We start from the raw sequence: 20,158 nt of genomic DNA, 5'->3' as shown, positions 1-20,158 counted from the left end.
TTCTGCTGTGCTGGGGTGACTCAAGATACGTCAACGGCGCCGAGATACACGTCAATGGCGGGCAGCACGTCTAGCAGAAACCACATCATGTGGTGAGAGATGCAGGATTCTGTGTCTCTCGGTACGTCTTCACATCTTCAAGCGGGAGCGCACTCACACGACATGTCTTCGTGTGATCGATGCTGCGCATTGATATGCGCGATGCATGGGCAAAAACGAGGGAAGTTCGTCCTTTCGTCATGAGCTGGCGTTGACGAGAATCCGGGCCTTGATCGGCATACGAGACAAACCTCCCATGAAACACATGATGTTGCCTGGCCTGCGGGGCATGACCGCATGAGCACGACACCTGAAAACTCAACCGTCCCGAAGAGTGCATCGAACATGCGGTGGCGCTCCGTGGCGTCACTTCTGTCCATCGCTGTTCTGGCGGGCATTGGCATCGTCGTCGTGCCCGCTACGAAAACATCTGCCGCACCGGTAGCGCCGCTGCCCACGGTATCCGTGGCCAAGCCGCTACATCGCGAAATTACCCAATGGGACGACTACGTTGGACGCTTCGAGCCCAGCCGCACGGTCGATATCCGGCCTCGCGTCTCGGGTCAGGTGGCCGCGGTCCATTTCACGGATGGTGCGCTGGTGCACAAGGGGGATCTGCTTTTTACGCTCGACAAGCGCCCCTTCGAGGCAGCACTCGCCGAAGCCCGGGGCAACCTCGCTTCGGCGCAAAGCGACCTGGTGCTGGCCCGCGCCGACCTCACCCGCTCCGAGCATCTGGTCGGCGATGACGCCATGGCTCAGGGTGAAATGGATCGCCTGAAAGCGCGCGTGGGTGCAGCGACGGCGGCGGTCACGAGTGCGACGGCCCGGGTGCAGGGCCGATCGCTGGACCTTGAATTCACTGAGGTCCGTTCTCCCATCGACGGTCGTGTATCGGACAGGCGTATCGACCCGGGCAACCTCGTGGCCACCGGCGACGGTCGCAACGGCACGCTGCTGACGACGGTCAATGCACTCGACCCGATCTACTTCGTGTTCGATGCATCGGAGGCGATGTTCCTGAAATCCCGGCGTGCGGAAAATGCAGGGAAGAGTGAGGCGGTAGCCGACGTCCGGTTGCAGGATGAAGCCGACTATCGCTGGCATGGCCGGGTGGATTTTATCGATAACGGACTCGATCCCCGCGCGGGAACGGTTCGCATGCGTGCCGTCATCGATAACCCCGCGTACTTCCTGACGCCGGGCATGTTCGGAAACATGCGCCTGGCGGATCGTGGTGCGGCGTCCGCGTTGCTTGTGCCGGATGAAGCCATCCAGACCGATCAGGCCGACAAGCTTGTCCTGGTCGTGACCACCGATGGCACAGTCAAGGCGCAGCGCGTGCAGACCGGTCCGCTGGTTGAAGGACTTCGTGTCGTCGAATCGGGGTTGTCAGGCAACGAATCGGTCGTGGTCAGCGGAGTGCAGTACGCAACGCCGGGCTCGAAGGTTGAAGGCAAGCCGGTGACCATCTCACCCGTAGCGACACCCTCCGGCGTGGCGGCACCCCTTGCGGCTAGTGAGGCGACCCTCGTCCCGCAAACGTCCCCGCATCGCCTGACCTCCCAAGGATCATAGCCATGCGTCTATCACGCTTCTTCATCACGCGGCCGATTTTTGCCGGTGTGCTGGCCGTCATCATCACCATCATCGGTGCCATTTCCTACTTCCGGCTGCCTGTGTCGCAGTACCCCGACGTCATTCCTCCGCAAGTCGTCGTTTCCGCCCATTTCCCGGGCGCCACGGCCGAGACGGTGGCCGAAACGGTCGCTGCGCCCATCGAACAGGAGATCAATGGTGTCGACAACATGCTCTACATGTCGAGCCAGTCAACAGGCGATGGCAAGGTAACCATTACCGTCACTTTCCGGATCGGCACGAACCTGGATGCAGCACAGATGCTCGTCCAGAACCGGGTCGCATCCGCCACGCCGCGACTGCCCGAGGAAGTGCAGCGCCTGGGCGTGACTACCCGTAAGACGGCGCCCAGTGCGCTGATGGCCGTCAACCTCGTTTCTCCCGACGGTACGTTCGACCAGAGCTACATCTCGAACTATGCGCTGACGCAGGTGCGCGACCGCTTGAGTCGCATCGACGGCGTCGGTGATGCGGTGATCTTCGGCAGTCGCGAGTTCGCCATGCGAATCTGGATCGACCCGGGTCGCGCTGCAGCGCTCAATCTCACGGCCGGAGAAATCGTTGCAGCGCTTCGCGCGCAGAACGTCCAGGTGGCCTCGGGTGCCATTGGTGAGCCGCCCGTCTCGGATGCCAACGCATTCCAGCTGAGCGTGCGCACCCTGGGGCGGTTGAAGGACCCGTCGCAGTTTGCGGATATCGTCATCCGTACGGACGCGGCAGGCCGCCAGGTGCGCGTCCGGGACGTGGCGAGGGTCGAACTGGGCGCGGCGGACTACAGCACCAACGCCTATTTGTCGGGCAAGCCGTCCGTGATGATCGGCATTTTTCAGCGACCCGGTTCCAACGCATTGGAGACCGGCAAGGCCGTCGAGCGGGAGATGGACGAGCTGACGAAAACATTTCCGCGTGGCCTCGAATACAAGAGCATGTGGAACTCGACGAAGTTCATCGAGCAGTCGACCGAGGCGGTCATGCACACCTTGTTCGAAGCCGCTGCCCTGGTGGTGCTCGTGATTTTCGTCTTTCTTCAGAACTGGCGGGCGGCCGTTATTCCCATCGTGGCTATTCCGGTCTCGCTGGTCGGCACCTTCGCTCTGCTGGCCATTGCCGGGTACAGCCTGAACAGCCTTTCTCTTTTTGGCCTCGTGCTGGCGATTGGTATCGTAGTCGATGACGCCATCGTGGTCGTGGAGAACGTGGAGCGAAACCTGGCCCTCGGTCTTGCACCCGTGGACGCGGCGCGCAAGTCGATGGATGAAGTGTCGGCTGCACTGGTAGCCATCGTGCTGGTGCTCTGTGCGGTCTTCATTCCCACGTTCTTCCTTGAGGGCCTCTCGGGTGCCTTCTACAGGCAGTTTGCGTTGACGATTTCCGGCGCCACGGTCATCTCGCTCGTACTTTCACTCACGCTTTCACCCGCACTGGCAGCACTGCTCCTTCGTCCGCATGCCGAAAAGGCAGCCAGCCATCCCGTCGTTGCCGCGCTCCATCGCTCAGGTGATTCGTTCAACAGCCGCTTCGATAGCTTTGCCGCGGCGTATGGCAGGCTCACCACCCGGATGGTCGCGAGGCCCAGGGCCGTCATGGTGTCCTATGCCGCGCTGATTGCCGCAACCCTGGGGTTGTTCTACGTGACGCCTTCGGGCTTCATTCCTGCCCAGGACCAGAGCTACCTGATTACCATCATCCAGTTGCCGCCGGGTGCTTCGCTGGCGCGGACAGATGCGGTCGTCCAGGAGGTCTCCCGGCGTGTGCTGGGCATCGAGGGGGTACGCGGCACCATCATGCTGCCGGGCTGGGATGCCGCCTCCAACACCAACGCGCCCAATGCCGCAACGGCGTTCATTCCACTCAAGCCTTTCGCCGAGCGTTCCCGTCACGCCAGCGACATCCTGGCCGAGGCCCGGCAGAAGACGGCAGGCATCACGGACGCACGGGTCCTGGTGATTCCGCCACCGCTTATCGACGGCATCGGCTCCGCAGGCGGGTACCGCATGATGGTGCAGGACAGGGGAGGGAGCGACTACCACGCACTCGGCCAGAAAGCCGGCAAGCTCATCGAGAAAGCCAATGGCACCCAGGGTCTGGCGCAGGTCTTTACCTTCTTCAATACACTCACGCCGCGCATCTTCGCGGATATTGATCGCCGCAAGGCCGACATGCTCGGCGTACCTCCGGAGCGTGTGTTCGAAACGCTGCAGGTCTACCTTGGCTCGGCCTATATCAACGACTTCAACCTGCTCGGACGCACGTTCCATGTCACCGCGCAGGCTGACCAGGCCTTCAGGCGCAGCCGTGCCGATATCGTCAACCTGAAGACACGCTCGGACGGTGGAGCCATGGTGCCCATCGGTGCCGTGGCGACGCTCAAGGATGAAACGGGGCCGTATCGTGTCGTTCGCTACAACCTGTTCCCCGCCGTCGAGGTGGATGGCGATACGGCTCCCGGCTATTCAACGGGTTATTCGATGGCCACGATGGAAGCGCTCGCCACGCAAGTACTCGGTCCGGGCTATGGCTTTGAGTGGACCGGCATCGCCTATCAGCAGAAGACGGTGGGCAATACCGCGGGCCTGGTATTCCTGCTTGCAGTGGTTTTCGTCTTCCTTGTACTTGCGGCGCAATACGAAAGCCTGACGCTGCCGCTGTCGATCATCCTCATCGTGCCGATGTGCCTGTTCGCGGCCATGATTGGGGTCAATATCCGCGGGATGGACAACAACGTCCTGACCCAGATCGGCCTCGTGGTGTTGATTGCACTGGCCGCCAAGAACGCCATCCTGGTCATCGAATTTGCCCGGCAGGCGGAGGAGCAGGACGGATTGAGTCCCGCGATGGCCGCTGCCCGTGCCGCGCAGATGCGCCTTCGGCCGATTCTCATGACGAGTCTTGCGTTCATCCTGGGTGCCGTGCCGCTGCTTGTAGCCACGGGCGCCGGCGCCGAGCTGCGTCAGGCTCTGGGTACCGCGGTGTTCTTCGGCATGCTTGGTGTTACCGGCTTCGGCCTGCTCTACACGCCTACGTTCTACGTGGTCTGCCGCGCCCTGGCCCTGCGTCTGGAACGCCGCCGCCTTGGCCGGACGCCGGCATCCACGCTTCTGACTTCGGACTGAGACCCATGCGGATTCGTATCTTTACCCTGTCGACTATCACATTGGCCCTGTCGGCTTGTGCGGTCGGTCCGGATTACAAATCTCCCGATGTTCCGTCGTCTGCGCAAGGTCCGTTCCTGATGACCAGCGCTACCGTGTCGGCGGATGCGCCCGCGAACGATTATTGGTGGAAGCTTTACAACGATCCGGTGCTCGACCGCCTCATCGACGACGCGCTGCGCGCCAACACGGATATCCGCGTTGCTCTTGCTCGTCTTGATCGCGCAAGGGCTGATCTGCGCGAGGCCAGGGCTCAATGGTGGCCGTCCACGGATATCGATGTCAGCGCCAATCGCCAGCAGCTCCCGGCAGTGCAGATGTTGCCGGGCTATGCGCGGGACAATACCTATGTCGATGCGGGGCTCAGCGTCGCCTATGAGGTGGATCTTTTTGGTCGGATACGTCGGCAGGTGGAGGCTGCGCGTGGGAACTACGGTGCCGCCGAGGCGGACGTCGATGCCGTACGGGTAACGATCGTGGCCGACACGACAAAGGCCTATGTGGATGCTGCCAGCGCTGCCCGGCGCCTGGACGTGGCACGACATATCGTCGCCTTGCTCGACCGAACCCTGGGCGTGACCAGGGCACGGCAGGAGGCAGGCCTGGCCGGCGTCCTGGATGTCACCCGCATCGCCGCACTCCGGGAGCAGCGCAACGCCGATATCCCGGTCATTGCCGCCGAGCGCCAGGCGGCCCTGTTCCGTCTTGCTGTCCTGACCGGCAGGGCACCGAAGGATCTGCCGGCGGAGGCGGCTGCCCGGGCCACGGCACCACGCATGGATGAGCCGATCCCGACGGGTGACGGTATGCAGCTGCTCGGTCGCCGCCCCGACGTGAAAGCGGCCGAGCGACGTCTGGCGGCTGCAACGGCAAACATCGGTGTCGCCACGGGCGACCTGTACCCCAAGGTATCGCTGGGGGCGTCTGTCGGTTCGACTGCCTACGGTTTCGGTGACTACTTCGGGCAGGGGCCCTTGCGCTGGATGCTTGGCCCGCTGATTTCATGGTCGTTTCCCAACCAGGGGCACGTTCGCGCGCAAATCGACCGCTCGAAGGCCGACACGCGGGAAGCGCTGGCACGATTCGACGGCACGGTGCTCCAGGCCCTCGGAGAAACGGAGACGGCATTGTCGAACTATGCGCGCGTCCTTGAACGTCGTCAGGCACTCGCTTCAGCACGGCATGAGGCCGAGCGAGCGGTCAACATCGTCCGGGCACGGCAGCGGGAAGGGCAGATCGACAATCTCTCGCTGCTGGATGCCGAACGGACGTTTGCAGATTCCGAAGCCGATCTCGCTAGCGCTGATGCCCGTGTCGCCGATAGTCAGGTGGATCTCTTCCGGGCACTGGGCGGCAGCTGGTCGTCGGCAGCGGTGTCCGGGGTCAATCCTCCCCTCGGGATAGCCATACGCGAGGCAGGTATGCCTTGGCGCACCCCTTGAAACAGACCAGTTGCCCCTGCGTGCCGGTAAACGACAGCAGCGTGCCGTCAGCCATCTTCAACTCCAGCAGGCCGCCCGGAACCGGCGAATGGATGACGCCGTCGTGCACAAGGGTGACCGGCATGGCGAAGGTTTTCTGCCCCCACCGCCAGTACGCCATGCCTTTGTCACCCTTGATCGAGATCTCGGCGGTATTGGGGCCATATCCCTCCTTGTCGTAGAGGTGTATTTCCTTTGACCTGCAAGCGACTAGCAGAATGATGACGGAAGCCACTGTCAGGGATTGGACAAGCTGCATGGCAACTTCTTCCTGGTGAAGATCGGGTGTGTGAATGTTTACTCGGCAGACGATCACGGACGGGGCCGGTTCGCCATGATCGTGGCCTTTCATACCGGCCAGTCGGTGAAATCCAGGGCTACGTATCCCCGTGGCGATGGCGGGGGAGACGGCGCGCAATAAAAAACCCGCAGAGGGGAGTCTGCGGGCCTTGGGGAACTCCATCCAAGCCAGGCAAGCGAGCAGGGGAACTCAGAGCCATGGCGGTGGGAACGTCGCCTCGCGGCGACCTGAGGTACAAGCTATTCCCCTGGAAGTTAACGCCACCTGAGTTTTCATGGATGAGGCTGGGTATGTTCAGCATCCATACCATGACGCATTTTCTTGCGCATGAGGGGGATATTGCGCCGAGCCTTATGGATGCTCTTCATTCTTGTGTACCGGCTTTCACTGGAGAAGGACGTCGCAATGTCACGGGCGGCCCGACCTTTGGAGGCTCACTCAAGTACCGGAAACCCTCGCATGTCGAACGCCCCCATCCTGATCGATCCGACCACCCGATTCCCGGGGCCGCCGTTTCATACACCGAAGCAATCTGCTCCAGGGCTTGCCGCAAAGCTCGATCCGCCCGCCGACCATGGAGAACGCTCGTACAAAGGCAGCGGCAGGCTGCAAGGACGCCGCGCTCTTGTCACGGGCGGCGATAGTGGCATCGGGCGTGCTGTGGCCATCGCTTTCGCGCGGGAAGGGGCTCACGTCGTCATCAATCATCTGCCCGAGGAAGAAGCGGATGCGAGAGAAGTCGTGACCCTTGTCGAGGCGGAAGGCGTTGTCGGAAAAGCCATCCCCGGTGACCTGAAGGACGAGGCATTCTGCAAATCCCTGGTCGGCCGTGCCGCTGAAGCGATGGGTGGCCTGGATATCGTCATCAACGTGGCAGGTCGCCAGACTCACCAGGCAGGCATCGAAGACCTGACCACCGCGCAGTTCGACGAGACCTTCAAGGCCAACGTCTATGGCCTATTCTGGATTTGCAAGGCCGCCATGGCCTTGCTTCCCAGAGGAGGCACCATCGTCAATACCGCTTCCATCCAGGCATATCAGCCTTCGGACATCCTGCTCGACTACGCCTCAACGAAAGCCGCCATCGTGGCGTTTACGAAATCGCTGGCGAAACAGGTGGCCGAAAAGGGCATCCGGGTGAACGCCGTGGCACCGGGCCCGATCTGGACGGCACTCCAGCCGTCGGGCGGCCAGCCTATGGAGAAGATCAAGAACTTCGGCGCCAGCGTCCCCATGAAACGACCGGGACAGCCCGTGGAGTGTGCCCCGCTGTATGTCCTGCTGGCCTCGAACGAGTCCAGCTTCGTCACCGGCGAGACCTATGGCGTGACGGGCGGCAATCCGCTGCCCTAGTGTCTTAAGCCGCGGGTGGGGCGCGGAGGCATTCGCGCAACGATGCGGTTTTACGGGATTTATATGGGATGACGATTTCCCGTTACTCCAAACGCTTGCCTGCCTTCTCATAATGAGTGGGCAGGCTGATTTCACCAGGCGTTTCGTGGAGCAGAGAAATGGCGCATCCGTCCCATATCGGCATGAATATCCGTCGCGAATGCAGCAACCAGAACATCACACTGGATGAGTTGTCCAGGCGGACCGGACTTTCGGTGGGGCGCCTATACGAAATCGAAGAGGCGGGAGGCTGCCCAAGGCTGTCCGAGATCATCGGTGTGTCCCGGGCGCTGGATGTTCCCTATACGGCGCTTCTGGTCAGTACGGCAAGGCCGGGGAACACTTCGGGCCGGTCGATCGTATCGGGTTCGCTGAGGCTGCATCGCCAGCCGCATGGTATGAAGCACGCCTCGTCCCGGTAAGCGACGCTGGGGTCAGCGTCTCCCCGGAGACAAAAGTCTCACGCGCAACCAGCGACATTCGCCCCTGCACCAGTTTCCACAGGGAGAATGTAACGTGACGAATGACGCCGCTCCGCCGCCGGAGATCGATGTGCCGCCCCAGCCAGTGGCGGAGGTGGAAGCGGAAGAGATGCCGTTGCCCAACGACCCCAAGACGGTCTTTCTGGGCATACTGACCGTCATTGCGGTGCTGGGCTGTGCCTATGTTGCTCGGGAGGTGATCCTCCCGGTCGTCCTGGCCTTCATCCTGAAACTGCTCCTCCAGCCCCTGATGCGGTTGCTTGCCAGGGTCCGGGTTCCGCGGCCGGTGGCGGCCTTGCTGCTGATCGTGGCGCTGTGGGGCCTGCTGGCCGGGCTGGGAGGCATGCTGAGCGGTCCGGCGCAGAGTTGGGGGCAACGGCTCCCCGAGGGCCTGCCTCGCCTGCAGGAGCGTGTGAAGGTCATCAGTGCCCCGCTGGACAGCCTGAAGGGGATGCTGGCGCATGCCAAGGGCATGATCGGGGCATCCGACGAAGGCACGGCGGGTCATCCGGCGGCTGCTGGCATCGATTTCCAGGGCGCCATCCTGAGTGGGGTCCAGACCTTCGCGTCTGAATTCCTGACGATGTTCCTCGTGCTCTTTTTCCTGCTCAACTCCGGCGATACCTTCCTGCGCCGGCTGGTGGAGGTGATGCCCCGGTTCCGGGACAAGCGTCAGGTGATCGACATTGCCTGGCAGGTGGAGAGTGACGTGTCGTCGTACCTGGTCACCATTACCATGATGAACCTGCTCGTCGGCATCGCAACGGGCCTGGCGATGTGGGCATTGGGACTGTCCGATCCCATCCTGTGGGGGGCCGTGGCGTTCCTGCTGAACTACGTGCCGATTCTTGGTCCGCTGGTGGGCGTGGTGACCTTCCTGGGTGTGGGCATGCTCAGCCTCGATCCGTTGTGGAAGGCCTTCATGCCCATGGTGCTCTACGGCGCGATCCACGTGCTCGAAGGCGAGACCATCACGCCCATGCTGCTGGCGCGACGCTTTACGCTGAATCCCGTCATCGTGATCATCGCGCTGCTGTTCTGGGACTGGATGTGGGGTGTGCCCGGCGCCATCCTTGCCGTACCGATGCTCGCCATCACCAAGATTCTCTGCGACGGCATCCGTCCGCTCGCTGCGTTCGGGCATTTCCTCGAAGGGGATCGTCGTAAAGCGGCCGACGAATCGTAGCGAGCGGGCAACCGGTTTATGCCCGCTCGCCCCGTATAGGAATGAGTCCACCTGGTGTCACTGCAATCACAGTGTGCGCGTGACGGATATCCATCTCCTGCAGGCCCGTCATGGTACCGAATGCCGGAAGTATCCCTGCGGTGTCGTCGAAGACGAACGCGGGCAGGCGATGCTTGCGCCATCCATCTCGCACGATGACGCCAGGGTGGACATGCCCTGATAGAACATAGCCACGAGGATCGGTTTCCGGATGGTGGGTGAGAACGAACGGTGGCTCCATCACCGGTTCCCGGAGCACGCCGATACCGAGTGAGCGTGCGTCGAAGTGGCGGTCGTGATTGCCTTCCACCAGCAGCATGTCAATGTCGGGATGCCGATGTCGCCATGCACGCATGGCCGTCACCCATTCGCTACCGTCCGTGGCCTCGCCGTGGGCAAGATCGCCCAGGATCACCAGCCGGCGTGGGGTGAACTCGTCGATGAGGGCATCCAGTCGCCCGATGTCCGTATAGGTATCGCCACTGGGCACGGCGATGCCGGCGCGGCGGAAGACGCCGCCCTTGCCGAGGTGGACATCCGCGACCATCAAGGTGCCCGTATCCGGCCTGAAAAGTGCGCGTTCTGCGTGGGCGATCAGGCGCGCGCCTGCAATAGCCAGCTCATACGTCATCATGTGTCTGCCTTCGCTTCAAGGCTGGCTCGCATGCGTTCCACGCGCGATCGCCAGTCGTCTGCGGAGATGCCGCCGCGCAAACGTTCTACCCATAACGGAAACGACAAGGGGGTAAGCCGGGGCGGCTCCTTCCATACCAGCTGCGAGCGGGCCATGCGCAGCATGACGCGGCGCAGGCGCTTCACCTCCAGATGCAGTTCAAGTACCTCGTGATCGGCCTGCCAGAGCAGGGGATGGTCGGGATCGTGCCTGCGCAGCACGTCGTAAAGCAGGCCGCTCGATGCCTGGAGCTGGCGCAGTGTCTTCGAATGGGCGGGATAGCCGCTGAAGACCAGTCCGGCCACGCGGGCGATTTCCCTGAACTGCCTCCGGGACAGCTCGATCAGGTTGATGCTCCGCACGATATCGGTAGCGAGCCGTGATGGGTGCAGCAAGCTTCGCATGGTGGCCGTATCCAGTGGCGGAAGCGTCGCGGCGGTGATCGTGAGCCCGTAATCGTTCACGGCATAGCCGTAGTCGGCCGGATGGATGAGCGACAACCGGTAAGCGAGCAGGGCGGCCATGCCCTCGTGTGCGAGATGGCCGGCGAAAGGATAGAGGAACAGGTAATCGCCATCCCGGGTACGAATCCGTTCGCACAAGGTTTCCTCCGTGCCCGGCACGGCGGATTGCCTTCGCTGGATGGCAAGCAGGGGTTCAAGCCGCTTCATTTCAGGCGATGCGGTGGCCTTCGAAGCCAGCGCGTGTCGCAGGTGGTCGGACAGTTCGCCCGACAGGGGCAGCCTGCCGCCTTGCCAGCGAGGCACGCCACCACGACGGCTGTTTGCCGCGCGCACGTAAGCCGTCATGTCACGGACGCGGACCAGCTCAAGGTTGCGACCGGCAAAGAGGAATCGGTCGCCGGGCCGCAGGCGCGCAATGAATGACTCCTCGACGCTGCCAAGGCGCGCGCCCTTGAGATATCGCACCTGGAGGCTGCCATCGGAGGTGATGGTACCGATCGAGAGGCGATGCATGCGCACGATGCGCGGTGCGCTCGCCAGGTATCGACCATGTTCAAGCACCAGCTTCCGGTATTCCGGATAAGCCGCCAGGGCGCTCCCTCCGGTCACCAGGAAACGAAGCGTTGCATCGAAGCGCTCCCGTGGCAGGGATGCGTATGGCCATGCCGAGGTGACCTCCGCATAGGCTTCGTCGGCGTCGAAACCGCCTGCCACCGCGAGTGTAGTCAGGTGCTGGGCGAGAACATCCAGGCATCCCTTGCGTGGATGGCGGGGCTCCAGATGACCCTGGCGCAGCGCATCGCGGGTGGCGGCAATGTCGGCCAGTTCGAGCAGGTGCGTCGGTACGCACAGGATGCGCGAAGGCGCACCGGGTTGATGCCCGCTGCGCCCGGCCCTTTGCAGCAGACGGGCGATGCTCTTGGGGCTGCCTATCTGGATCACCTTCTCGACACTGGAGAAATCCACGCCAAGATCGAGGCTGGACGTCGCCACCACACATCTCAGCCTGCCTTCGCGCAAGGCTTCTTCGGTCGCGAAGCGCAGCCTGGGATCGATCGAGCCATGATGCAGGGCGAGTGTGTCCGGATCTTCGGGCCACACGGAGGCAAGCGCCTCGTGCCAGAGTTCGGCTTGCGAGCGTGTGTTTGCAAACACGAGGCTGCTACGTGCGCTCATGAGCGTAGCGAGTACGCGCGGCAGCTGTCGCAGGCCCAGGTGCCCGGCCCAGGGAAATCGTTCGCCGGCTTCGGGAATGGCCGATTCGACAATGATCTTCTTGGGCGAGGAAGCACCTACCAGCACACCACGGGGCGTGAGCGCGGCCAGTGCTTCGTCAAGGTTGCCCAGCGTGGCTGACAGGCCCCAGATCCTTGCATCGGGCCGATAACGACGCAGGCGGGCCAGGCCAAGGAGCAGCAGGGTTCCGCGCTTGTTGCCGATGAGTTCATGCCATTCGTCGACAACGATGCCCTGTAGCCGCGAGAAACGATCGGCAGCATCGGGATAGCTGAGCAGCAGGGCAAGGCTTTCCGGCGTGGTGACCAGCAGTTCGCAGGCGCCACGTCGTAGCCGCGCGCGCTCGCCGCTACCGCTGTCGCCGGTACGACGAAGCACGCGCCATGGCAATTCCATGGCCTCGACGGCGGCGCTCAGGTGCTGCGTGGTATCCGTAGCCAGTGAGCGCAAGGGAGTGATCCAGAGCAGTTGCAGCCCTGCCGCGGGATGAAGCACGCCGTGGATGAGCGGGCCGCCGGCCGCTGCCAGCGTCTTGCCGGTGCCCGTGGGTGCATGGATCAATCCATCCTCGCCAGCTGCCCAGTGTCGCCATGCTGCGCGCTGGAAAGGCGCCGGGCGGCGGCCCTGCGACGCGAACCACGCCACCAGGCGTGATTCAGCCCGTCGCCAGCTTGCGGAGGTCGGCGAGGTGTTCGGCATCGTGGATGGACAGGTCGGTTCGCCAGCGGAGGATGCGCGGAAAGCGCAAGGCCACGCCGGACTTGTGGCGGCCGGACAACTGGATGGCTTCGAAGGCGAGTTCGAAAACGTGAGTGGGCGTGACCGAACGGACCGGGCCGAAACGTTCAATGGTGTTGGCCCGGATCCATCGATCCAGGGCGGATATCTCGGCTTCGCTGAGGCCGGAATACGCCTTGGCCACGGTCACCAGTTGTCCTTCGTCCCAGGCGCCGAAGGTGTAGTCGGTAAAGAGCCCCGAGCGACGGCCATGTCCGGGCTGGGCATAAAGCAGCACGCAATCGACCGTATAGGGATCGATCTTCCACTTCCACCAGTCGCCGCGTTTGCGTCCCACGCGGTATGGTGAATCCAGGCGCTTGAGCATCAGGCCTTCGGTCTGGCGCGCACGCGATTCTTCCCGGACCGTCTCCAACTCGGCCCAGTCGGTCGCGGGAACGATGTCGGAAAGGCAGAAGGTCGCGCCCAGTTTACTGACCACGGCTTCCAGCTGGGCGCGGCGCTGATACAGCGGCTGTTCGCGGATATCCTCGCCGGCGATTTTCAGCAGGTCGTAGGCCACGAAACAGACGGGAACCTCGGCCATCAGGCGTGCACCGGGTGCCCGCTTGTTGATGCGTTTCTGTAGTGCGGTAAAGGGCATGGGCGCGGGTGATCCGGGTGCCCATGCCATGATTTCCCCGTCCAGCGCGCATCCGTCGGGCAGTGCCAGCGCGGCCTGTTCGATTTCCGGAAAACGCCCCTCAAGCAGCTCGTTGCCCCGGGACCAGAGAAAGCTGTTGCCATGCCCACGTATGAGCTGGGCACGGATACCATCCCACTTCCATTCGGCCTGCCATGCTTGTGGGTCACCGAGTTCGGAGACGTCCCTTTCGAGTGGCGACGCAAGGAAGAAGGGGTAGGGGCGTTCATTGTCTTCGTCGGCACCTTCCGGCGCCGTAAGCAAGGCGAAGCTATCTGCCCCGGGAGTCCAGTCGCCGCTGAGGCGATGTGCCACGAGGTCGGCGGGGATCGCATAGGCGTCGGCGATGGACTGGATCATCAGCCGCTGTGACACGCCTACCCGCAGGGACCCCGTGAGCAGCTTGTTCACGAGGAACAACTCGTCTTTTCCGAGTAACCGCCACCACTGGCGGAGGCGCTCCACGCGCTCAGCGGACTCCATCGCCCGCAAGGAAGGAAGTCGGGACGTCATCCACTCCTGCAAGGCTGCGTTTTCGCCCGGCATGTCCGAGACCGGCAGCATGAGGGTGATCGTTTCGGCGAGGTCGCCTACCTGGGCGTAGCAATCGTCGATCAGCCACGTGGCAAAACCGGTTTCTTCCGCCAGCGCCACGCGCATTTCACTGGAAGTCGCGGTACGTTTGAGTTTGCCACCACTCAGGATATAGACCGCCCAGGCGGCATCCGCCGCCGACGTCTCCAGCAGATAGGCGGCGATGGCCTCCCGTTTGGCCAGGGTCGATGTCGTGCGGTCGAGCTTGCCGAACAGGTGGGCGAAGCGATGCATCAATCGCCCTCCTCGGATGAGCGCGGATTCAGCACCACATCGCCCAGGGACGACAGCGGCCGCGCATCATGGCCAGCTTCGCGCAGGTAGCGGATAAGCGCTTCGCCGTCGCCATGGGTCACGTAGATCCGGCTGGCGCCGGAATCCTGCACACTGCGAACCAGACCATTCCAGTCGGCGTGGTCCGACACGATGAAGCCCCGGTCGTAGCCGCGCCGGCGCCGGGCACCGCGTACCTGCATCCACCCGGAAGCGAAGCCGGTCGACGCCTGGGCGAACCGTTTCATCCAGGGCGAGCCGGCCGCCGAGGGCGGGGCGAGGATCAGCTCGCCGGCAAAGTCCCGGCCGCGGGGCGATTCACCGACGGAAGCCGTAGAAACCATCGCGACGCCCGCTTCGCGGTAGACATCGACCAGACGTAGCATGGCGCCGTGCAGGTGCACGGTACGATCCGTTCTCGCCGCCAGTTCGGCCAGCAGGCGCTGGGCCTTGCCCAATGCATAGCAGAACAACACAGCAGGTACCTGCCGGGCCGCGCAATCGTCCCACCAGGCCAGCAGGTCCGTGATCACCTGGGTCATCGGGGGCCATCGGTAGATGGGTAACCCAAAGGTGGATTCAGTGACAAAGATATCGCAAGGGACCGGCGTGAACGGCTCGCAGGTAGGGTCCGGATCGCGCTTGTAGTCGCCGGAGACGACGGCCACCGTGCCGGCCGCCTCGATCCGGATCTGCGCGGACCCCAGCACATGTCCTGCCGGATGCAGGGAGACCGTGGTCTCGCCCAACTGGAAACGCTCGCCGTAGGGGTGTTCGATCAGCGCAGCATCTTTACCCAGGCGCTCGCGAAAGAGGGGGAGCCCTGTCTCGCTGACGTGATAGAGCGCGCTACCGGCGCGGGCATGGTCGCCGTGGGCATGCGTGATGACGGCGCGTTCCACCGGCCACATCGGGTCGATGAAAAAGTCTCCAGCCGGGCAATAAAGCCCTTCCTTACGGGGCTGGAGAAGATATTCGTTCATTCATGGGAGGCTAGGGTGCCCTCCGTCAAGAGTCCGTGTCGGAAACGAGTTGCCTGCAAACGGGCCTTCCAGGCTGAATCGTCGTGGTTACGCGACCCAGTCCACACAGTGAGCGAAGCGTGTGGGCCGCAAGGACATGTATTGAGCCACACGCGGGCGTTGCGCGCGGTTCGGGCTACTGCCGTGCGGCAGGAGATGGTGCCAGATGATCATGTCGCCCCGCCTGGCGGCGATCGGCTTCATGGTAAGCGTTCGTCGTGCGTGGTCTTGCGCGCTGGTACCTTGCGGAACGCTTTTCAACCACTGTTTCAGCGAACGGTGAAAACCAGGCACGCAGCTGAAAGCTCCCTGGTCCTCGTCAACATCGGCCAGATACAGGATGCCCTGCATGTCGAGGCAATGTGGCTCGGCCAGCGTGGCATCCCAATGCAGATGGGGCCCCGGGAAGGGCCAGTTTTCGCGTTCCGGGGGATTCAGGCCGCCCTGATCAATCGTGACCCAGAGATCTTCACGACCCCAGAGCTGGGCATGGGCCTTGTGGATGCGTGGCGCGCAGCGATTGGCTACGAGTGCAGGGTGCCGGAGCAGGGGCACCCAGATGGAATGCCCCAGTGATTCGCGATACCAGGACTCCGGATCGTCACGGTCCATTCCCAGATAATCGTAGATGGCCTGTTCCGCGGCTTCGGCGGCCGGCGCGCTGATGGCATTGCGGAGGATGACGTAGCCGTGTTCGTCCCAGTGAGCGAGATCCTCCGCATCCAGGCCTTCCACGTTATCGAGGTCGCCCACTTCGGAGCCGACGGTCTCTCCTTCCAGCGCCTTCCTGAGCCGGTCCAGCGATGCTTCAGGCAAGCCGCCGTCATTGCATTCGCAGACCCATGCTTCGAACTGCTCATAGCCAGGGCGCTGATAATGGAGATACCGCAGGGTTTCCAGAACGTTGAGGCGCAAGCCAGCCAGAAGAGTCTTCTCGACATCCTGCGACAGTGGTGCGACAGACCCGGGTTCGCACTGGAGGGCCCAGTACGTGTGCAACTCTCTGATGCCCAGTTTTGTCGTCATCGGGGTCATGTAGGCACTCAGGCAGCCACGTCACCGGCAAAGAAGCCCAGGTACTTCACGTGCCCGGCTTCTCGCTCATGTGAAGCCGCCGAATCCGTGCCGGCCGAGCGAAGCAGGTCCAGCGTGGCCTGTCGATTGGAAAGGAACGTCCACGATACGTCCGGCGTTTCGTCACCACTCACCGCCGCAGCCGCTTCAAGTGCTTCAAGAAGCTGTGCCGGGGGCACGGACAAGGCGACGATGCCTTCGTTGGAAAGCCCGGTCGTCGCATGGTCGAGCAACTGGCACAGGAGGGCCTTGGTCGCCGTATCGCGCTGGTCGGCCGCATGGGAGGCCTTGATGGCGTTCACCGTATCGGGATCAGTCCACTGGCCGGACGCATCGCGGATGATTTCTTCCGCCTGCCAGGCTTCGGGCGGGCATAGCTTGTTCGAGGGTTCAAGCTCGATGAAGGGATTGAGCTCGGCCGGATAGACGCGGCACACCTGGGGCCGTGTCTCATACACACCGCAGCGCATGTCGGGCAGCAGGTTGGGGCATGGGCCGTCGAAAGAAGCTACGAGGGTGGCGATGACCCGGACGGGCATCTGGGCACTGCGAGCCGCGAACGACCGGCGTCGCTTGTGCTGGGCCAGTCCGTTCTCCATCGGCGGCTCTTCGGGCCAGGGGATGGCTTCGCTGAAGAGCTGTATCTCGCCCCCGTTGCGCAGCCAGCGGATGGCTTCGTCGACGCTCAACGGTAGTCGCAGGCCGTGGCAGCAGCGGCCGCACATGGTGCAGGAGAAGTGGACAGTCATCGATACACGCCGACGGGTAATGATTCGAGACGGGGAGGCCGCGGCGTTTGTAACGCCGCTAAAACCCTGGGGTCTCTGGATGGTGCGTAAGCGTACTGGAAAAAGAAAGCCCCGAAGGGGATCGGGGCTTATGGCCGGTTATGTCCAGCCGGTCGATGCGTGGCGGTCGCGCGCGAGGCGCGTTCCTACAGGGGTCTTATCCAGATGTTGCGGAAGCTGATGGGTGCCGAGGGGTCGCCGTGAGCCTGTAGCTTGACCGGTGCGTCCGTGTACGGGTTGTACCTTGGCTTGCCAATGTAGAGGGTTTCGCCGGTGAGCTGGGTGTGGTTCTGTACCAGTACGCCGTTGTGGAGCAACGTGACATAGGCGGGCGACTTCAACGTGCCGTCGGCCGCGAACACCGGTGCCGTCCAGATGATGTCGTAGGTCTGCCATTGGCCCGGAGCGCGCATGGCGTTCACCAGTGGCGCGGTCTGCTTGTAGACGCTGGCGGCCTGGCCGTTGACATAGGTGGGATTCTTCCACGAATCCATGATCTGGATTTCGTAGCCTTCGTCGCCGGGACCGGTGGAGGCGAGGAACACACCGCTGTTGCCACGTGCCTGGCCTTCGCCAGTGATATTGGCTGGCACCTGCCATTCCAGGTGCAGCTGGTAATTCCTGAAGTGCTGCTTTGTCTGGATGTTACCGGTGGTCTTGTCCACCGTCAGCACGCCGTCATGGACTTTCCAGTGAGCGGGGGAATGATCCTTGGAGGCCTCCCACTGGTTGATGTCATGACCGTCGAACAACACGATGGCATCGGAAGGCGGCGCGCTGTCCTGCTTGCCGGTCGCTACGACCCTGGGAACCGGCTCCCATTGCTCGGTTGCCTTGGGGTCGGTCTGCGCCCATGCGTTACCCGTTGCGGCGACTGCCACAAGAAGGGCGGGGGCAATGAGGTTTTGCCGTTTCATGGGTTTTCTCCGGTGGGAGTTCATACCGCGCATATCTTGAACGCCTCGGCAAACGAGTTGAACGGGTCGGGGTGTGCCGGCATGAATTCATGCGCGATGTAGCCCTGGAAATTCAGGTCGGCGATGGCCGTGGCAATGGCCCGGTAGTTCAGTTCCTGGCTGCCGTCGATCTCATGGCGTCCCGGCACGCCGCCGGTGTGGAAGTGGCCGATCCATTGGATGTTGTCGCGGATGGTGCGTATCACGTCACCCTCCATGATCTGCATGTGGTAGATGTCGTAGAGCAGCTTTACATGGGGTGAGTTGATGCCTTTCATCACGGCCACGCCGAAGGCCGTGCTGTCGCCCTGGTAGCCGTGGTGATCCACCTTGCTGTTCAGCAGCTCCACGCATAGCGTGATGCCATTTTCCGCCGCCAGCGGGGCAATCTTCGACAGGCCCGCCACGCAGTTGTCGAGGGCCTGGCGATCATCGATGCCCGCCTTGCGATTGCCGAACATGGTGATCATGTTGGTCAGGCCGGCCTGCTTCGCGAGGGGAATGGTGGTTTCCAGCTCTTTCAGCAGCGTGGCGTGGTTGGCCGGGTCGTTGAATCCCATGGCGATGAAATCATCTCGGCGCGAGGGATAACCCATCGACACGGCCATGCCGTTATCGGCCGCCACGGCCCATTCGTCTGCATACAGCAGGTCGACGCCCACGAAGCCGATGGCCTTCAGTCGTTTGCAAAGCTCGGGTAACGGCGCATCGGAGGTCCAGCGGCTCAGCGATTGTTTCAGTCGTCCTGCGGGTACCTTGCCCGCCGCGGCCTTGCCGGGCGGCGTTTTTGCCGACGCCAGCAGCGGCAGGGCGCCAAAGGCCGCTGCCGCCGCTGTCAGCTGATTCAGCGCGGTGCGTCGTGCGGGATTGGCGGGGGAGGTGCTCATGTCGGTTCCAGTCCCAGGATGGCGCGATTGAAGGCGCGGTCGCTGCCGCTGGCGGCGAAGTCGTCGAACGCGCGCCGGGTCACTTCGATGATGTGGTCGCGAATGAAGAGGGCACCTTCCTTCGCGCCTTGCTGGGCATCTTTGATGCAGCATTCCCATTCGAGCACCGCCCAGCCGGGGTAGTCGTATTGCGCGAGCTTGCTGAAGATCGCACGGAAATCGATCTGTCCGTCGCCCAGCGAGCGGAAGCGGCCCGGGCGATCGATCCAGTTCTGGTAACCGCCATACACGCCCGCGCGGCCGTTGGGCCGGAACTCGGCGTCCTTCACGTGGAAGGCGCGGATGCGCTCGTGATAGAAGTCGATGAACTGCAGGTAGTCCATCTGCTGCAACATCATGTGGCTGGGGTCGTACAGGATGTTTGCCCGGGGATGATGATCCACGGCATCCAGGAAACGCTCGAAGGTGGCCCCGTCGTGCAGGTCTTCGCCGGGGTGCAGTTCGTAGCAGACGTCCACGCCCACGTCGTCGAAGGCATCCAGGATAGGCCGCCAGCGCCGGCCCAGTTCGGCGAAAGCCTCGTCGATAAGGCCTGCCGGCCGTTGCGGCCATGGGTAGAACAGGTGCCAGGCCAGTGCGCCCGAGAAGGTCACGTGCGAGGTCAGGTTGAAATGCCTGCTGGCCTTCGCGGCCAGCATGAGCTGGTTGGCGGCCCATGCCTGGCGTTCCGGCGTGTTGCCGCGCAGGGCATCCGGGGCAAAGGCGTCGAACAGGCGGTCATAGGCGGGATGCGACGCGACGAGCTGTCCTTGCAGGTGCGTGGAAAGTTCGGTGACTGACAAGCCATGCTCTGCCAGCATGCCGGCGATGTCGTCGCAATAGCCCTTGCTCGCCGCTGCCTGCTCAAGATCGAACAGGCGCCGGTCGTTGGTGGGAATCTGCACGCCGACAAAGCCAAGCGATGCCGCCCAGCGGGCGATATCCGGCAGGGTATTGAACGGCGCCTCATCCGCTGCGTACTGGGCGAGGAATATTCCCGGGCCCTTGAGTGTCTTCATGCA

16 protein-coding genes are annotated in these 20,158 nt (G+C 63.0%); 6 read left to right on the top strand and 10 right to left on the bottom strand.

What is annotated here, in order from left to right; all coding sequences use genetic code 11:
• The first annotated feature begins 399 nt into the window (after positions 1 to 399).
• Genes HBF25_RS10820 through HBF25_RS10810 form a run of 3 tightly spaced genes read left to right on the top strand, consistent with a single transcriptional unit; the run spans position 400 to position 6,271 of the window.
• Positions 400 to 1,617 (top strand): efflux RND transporter periplasmic adaptor subunit, encoded by a 1,218-nt coding sequence (locus tag HBF25_RS10820; protein ID WP_208392529.1) that lies wholly within the window; start codon positions 400 to 402, stop codon positions 1,615 to 1,617.
• 2 nt (positions 1,618 to 1,619) lie between these two features.
• Entirely contained in the window at positions 1,620 to 4,790 is a 3,171-nt protein-coding gene (locus tag HBF25_RS10815) for an efflux RND transporter permease subunit (protein ID WP_166948251.1), read from the top strand.
• Between the two features lie 5 nt (positions 4,791 to 4,795).
• Positions 4,796 to 6,271, top strand: a complete 1,476-nt coding sequence (locus HBF25_RS10810; protein ID WP_166948249.1) for an efflux transporter outer membrane subunit — start codon at positions 4,796 to 4,798, stop codon at positions 6,269 to 6,271.
• Here the strand turns inward: HBF25_RS10810 and HBF25_RS10805 are convergent.
• The gene (locus tag HBF25_RS10805) at positions 6,213 to 6,662 is read right to left on the bottom strand and encodes a hypothetical protein (protein WP_166948247.1); all 450 of its coding nucleotides are present in this window, start codon (positions 6,660 to 6,662) and stop codon (positions 6,213 to 6,215) included. The genes HBF25_RS10810 and HBF25_RS10805 overlap by 59 nt on opposite strands.
• A gap of 408 nt (positions 6,663 to 7,070) precedes the next feature.
• On the opposite strand from HBF25_RS10805, the gene HBF25_RS10800 reads away from it, so the two are divergent.
• From HBF25_RS10800 to HBF25_RS10790, 3 genes are all read left to right on the top strand, one after another.
• The gene (locus HBF25_RS10800) at positions 7,071 to 7,964 is read left to right on the top strand and encodes an SDR family oxidoreductase (RefSeq protein ID WP_166948245.1); all 894 of its coding nucleotides are present in this window, start codon (positions 7,071 to 7,073) and stop codon (positions 7,962 to 7,964) included.
• 158 nt (positions 7,965 to 8,122) lie between these two features.
• The gene (locus tag HBF25_RS10795; protein WP_166948243.1) at positions 8,123 to 8,425 is read left to right on the top strand and encodes a helix-turn-helix domain-containing protein; all 303 of its coding nucleotides are present in this window, start codon (positions 8,123 to 8,125) and stop codon (positions 8,423 to 8,425) included.
• Positions 8,426 to 8,519: 94 nt separating this feature from the next.
• Positions 8,520 to 9,671 (top strand): AI-2E family transporter, encoded by a 1,152-nt coding sequence (locus HBF25_RS10790; protein WP_208392528.1) that lies wholly within the window; start codon positions 8,520 to 8,522, stop codon positions 9,669 to 9,671.
• Between the two features lie 16 nt (positions 9,672 to 9,687).
• On the opposite strand, the gene pdeM is transcribed toward HBF25_RS10790, so the two are convergent.
• The 9 genes from pdeM to HBF25_RS10745 all read right to left on the bottom strand — a co-directional run bounded on the left by pdeM (position 9,688) and on the right by HBF25_RS10745 (position 20,155).
• Entirely contained in the window at positions 9,688 to 10,344 is a 657-nt protein-coding gene (gene pdeM / locus HBF25_RS10785; protein ID WP_166948241.1) for a ligase-associated DNA damage response endonuclease PdeM, read from the bottom strand.
• Entirely contained in the window at positions 10,341 to 12,782 is a 2,442-nt protein-coding gene (locus HBF25_RS10780) for a ligase-associated DNA damage response DEXH box helicase (RefSeq protein WP_166948239.1), read from the bottom strand. The genes pdeM and HBF25_RS10780 overlap by 4 nt, the downstream gene beginning before the upstream one ends.
• Positions 12,739 to 14,331 carry an ATP-dependent DNA ligase gene (locus HBF25_RS10775; protein WP_166948237.1) on the bottom strand — a complete coding sequence of 531 codons (1,593 nt, stop codon included), beginning with the start codon at positions 14,329 to 14,331 and terminating at the stop codon, positions 12,739 to 12,741. The genes HBF25_RS10780 and HBF25_RS10775 overlap by 44 nt, the downstream gene beginning before the upstream one ends.
• Entirely contained in the window at positions 14,331 to 15,353 is a 1,023-nt protein-coding gene (locus HBF25_RS10770; RefSeq protein WP_166948235.1) for a ligase-associated DNA damage response exonuclease, read from the bottom strand. Before HBF25_RS10770 ends, HBF25_RS10775 begins: the two co-directional genes overlap by 1 nt.
• An 87-nt stretch (positions 15,354 to 15,440) precedes the next feature.
• Positions 15,441 to 16,427: a phytanoyl-CoA dioxygenase family protein gene (locus tag HBF25_RS10765; protein WP_166948233.1), complete on the bottom strand. Its 987-nt coding sequence runs from the start codon at positions 16,425 to 16,427 to the stop codon at positions 15,441 to 15,443.
• An 8-nt stretch (positions 16,428 to 16,435) separates the two neighbouring features.
• Positions 16,436 to 17,215 (bottom strand): YkgJ family cysteine cluster protein, encoded by a 780-nt coding sequence (locus HBF25_RS10760; protein ID WP_166948231.1) that lies wholly within the window; start codon positions 17,213 to 17,215, stop codon positions 16,436 to 16,438.
• 185 nt (positions 17,216 to 17,400) lie between these two features.
• On the bottom strand, positions 17,401 to 18,171 hold the full coding sequence (locus tag HBF25_RS10755) for a 3-keto-disaccharide hydrolase (protein ID WP_166948229.1): 771 nt from the start codon (positions 18,169 to 18,171) through the stop codon (positions 17,401 to 17,403).
• Positions 18,172 to 18,191: 20 nt separating this feature from the next.
• On the bottom strand, positions 18,192 to 19,097 hold the full coding sequence (locus tag HBF25_RS10750; RefSeq protein WP_166948227.1) for a hydroxypyruvate isomerase family protein: 906 nt from the start codon (positions 19,095 to 19,097) through the stop codon (positions 18,192 to 18,194).
• Positions 19,094 to 20,155 carry a sugar phosphate isomerase/epimerase family protein gene (locus tag HBF25_RS10745; protein ID WP_166948225.1) on the bottom strand — a complete coding sequence of 354 codons (1,062 nt, stop codon included), beginning with the start codon at positions 20,153 to 20,155 and terminating at the stop codon, positions 19,094 to 19,096. The genes HBF25_RS10750 and HBF25_RS10745 overlap by 4 nt, the downstream gene beginning before the upstream one ends.
• Positions 20,156 to 20,158: the final 3 nt, after the last annotated feature.

It is taken from the genome of Luteibacter anthropi (genome assembly GCF_011759365.1).
In the GTDB taxonomy this organism is placed as follows: domain Bacteria; phylum Pseudomonadota; class Gammaproteobacteria; order Xanthomonadales; family Rhodanobacteraceae; genus Luteibacter; species Luteibacter anthropi.
This window is presented reverse-complemented; position numbering and strand designations above follow the sequence as displayed.

Excerpts from the sequence above, each read along its gene's own strand:
- HBF25_RS10815 (WP_166948251.1), top strand. The coding sequence starts at position 1,620 with ATGCGTCTATCACGCTTCTTCATCACGCGGCCGATTTTTGCCGGTGTG.
- HBF25_RS10810 (WP_166948249.1), top strand. The coding sequence starts at position 4,796 with ATGCGGATTCGTATCTTTACCCTGTCGACTATCACATTGGCCCTGTCG.
- HBF25_RS10805 (WP_166948247.1), bottom strand. The coding sequence starts at position 6,662 with ATGAAAGGCCACGATCATGGCGAACCGGCCCCGTCCGTGATCGTCTGC.
- HBF25_RS10800 (WP_166948245.1), top strand. The coding sequence starts at position 7,071 with ATGTCGAACGCCCCCATCCTGATCGATCCGACCACCCGATTCCCGGGG.
- HBF25_RS10795 (WP_166948243.1), top strand. The coding sequence starts at position 8,123 with ATGGCGCATCCGTCCCATATCGGCATGAATATCCGTCGCGAATGCAGC.
- pdeM (WP_166948241.1), bottom strand. The coding sequence starts at position 10,344 with ATGATGACGTATGAGCTGGCTATTGCAGGCGCGCGCCTGATCGCCCAC.
- HBF25_RS10780 (WP_166948239.1), bottom strand. The coding sequence starts at position 12,782 with ATGCCGAACACCTCGCCGACCTCCGCAAGCTGGCGACGGGCTGAATCA.
- HBF25_RS10775 (WP_166948237.1), bottom strand. The coding sequence starts at position 14,331 with ATGCATCGCTTCGCCCACCTGTTCGGCAAGCTCGACCGCACGACATCG.
- HBF25_RS10770 (WP_166948235.1), bottom strand. The coding sequence starts at position 15,353 with ATGAACGAATATCTTCTCCAGCCCCGTAAGGAAGGGCTTTATTGCCCG.
- HBF25_RS10765 (WP_166948233.1), bottom strand. The coding sequence starts at position 16,427 with ATGACCCCGATGACGACAAAACTGGGCATCAGAGAGTTGCACACGTAC.
- HBF25_RS10760 (WP_166948231.1), bottom strand. The coding sequence starts at position 17,215 with ATGACTGTCCACTTCTCCTGCACCATGTGCGGCCGCTGCTGCCACGGC.
- HBF25_RS10755 (WP_166948229.1), bottom strand. The coding sequence starts at position 18,171 with ATGAAACGGCAAAACCTCATTGCCCCCGCCCTTCTTGTGGCAGTCGCC.
- HBF25_RS10750 (WP_166948227.1), bottom strand. The coding sequence starts at position 19,097 with ATGAGCACCTCCCCCGCCAATCCCGCACGACGCACCGCGCTGAATCAG.
- HBF25_RS10745 (WP_166948225.1), bottom strand. The coding sequence starts at position 20,155 with ATGAAGACACTCAAGGGCCCGGGAATATTCCTCGCCCAGTACGCAGCG.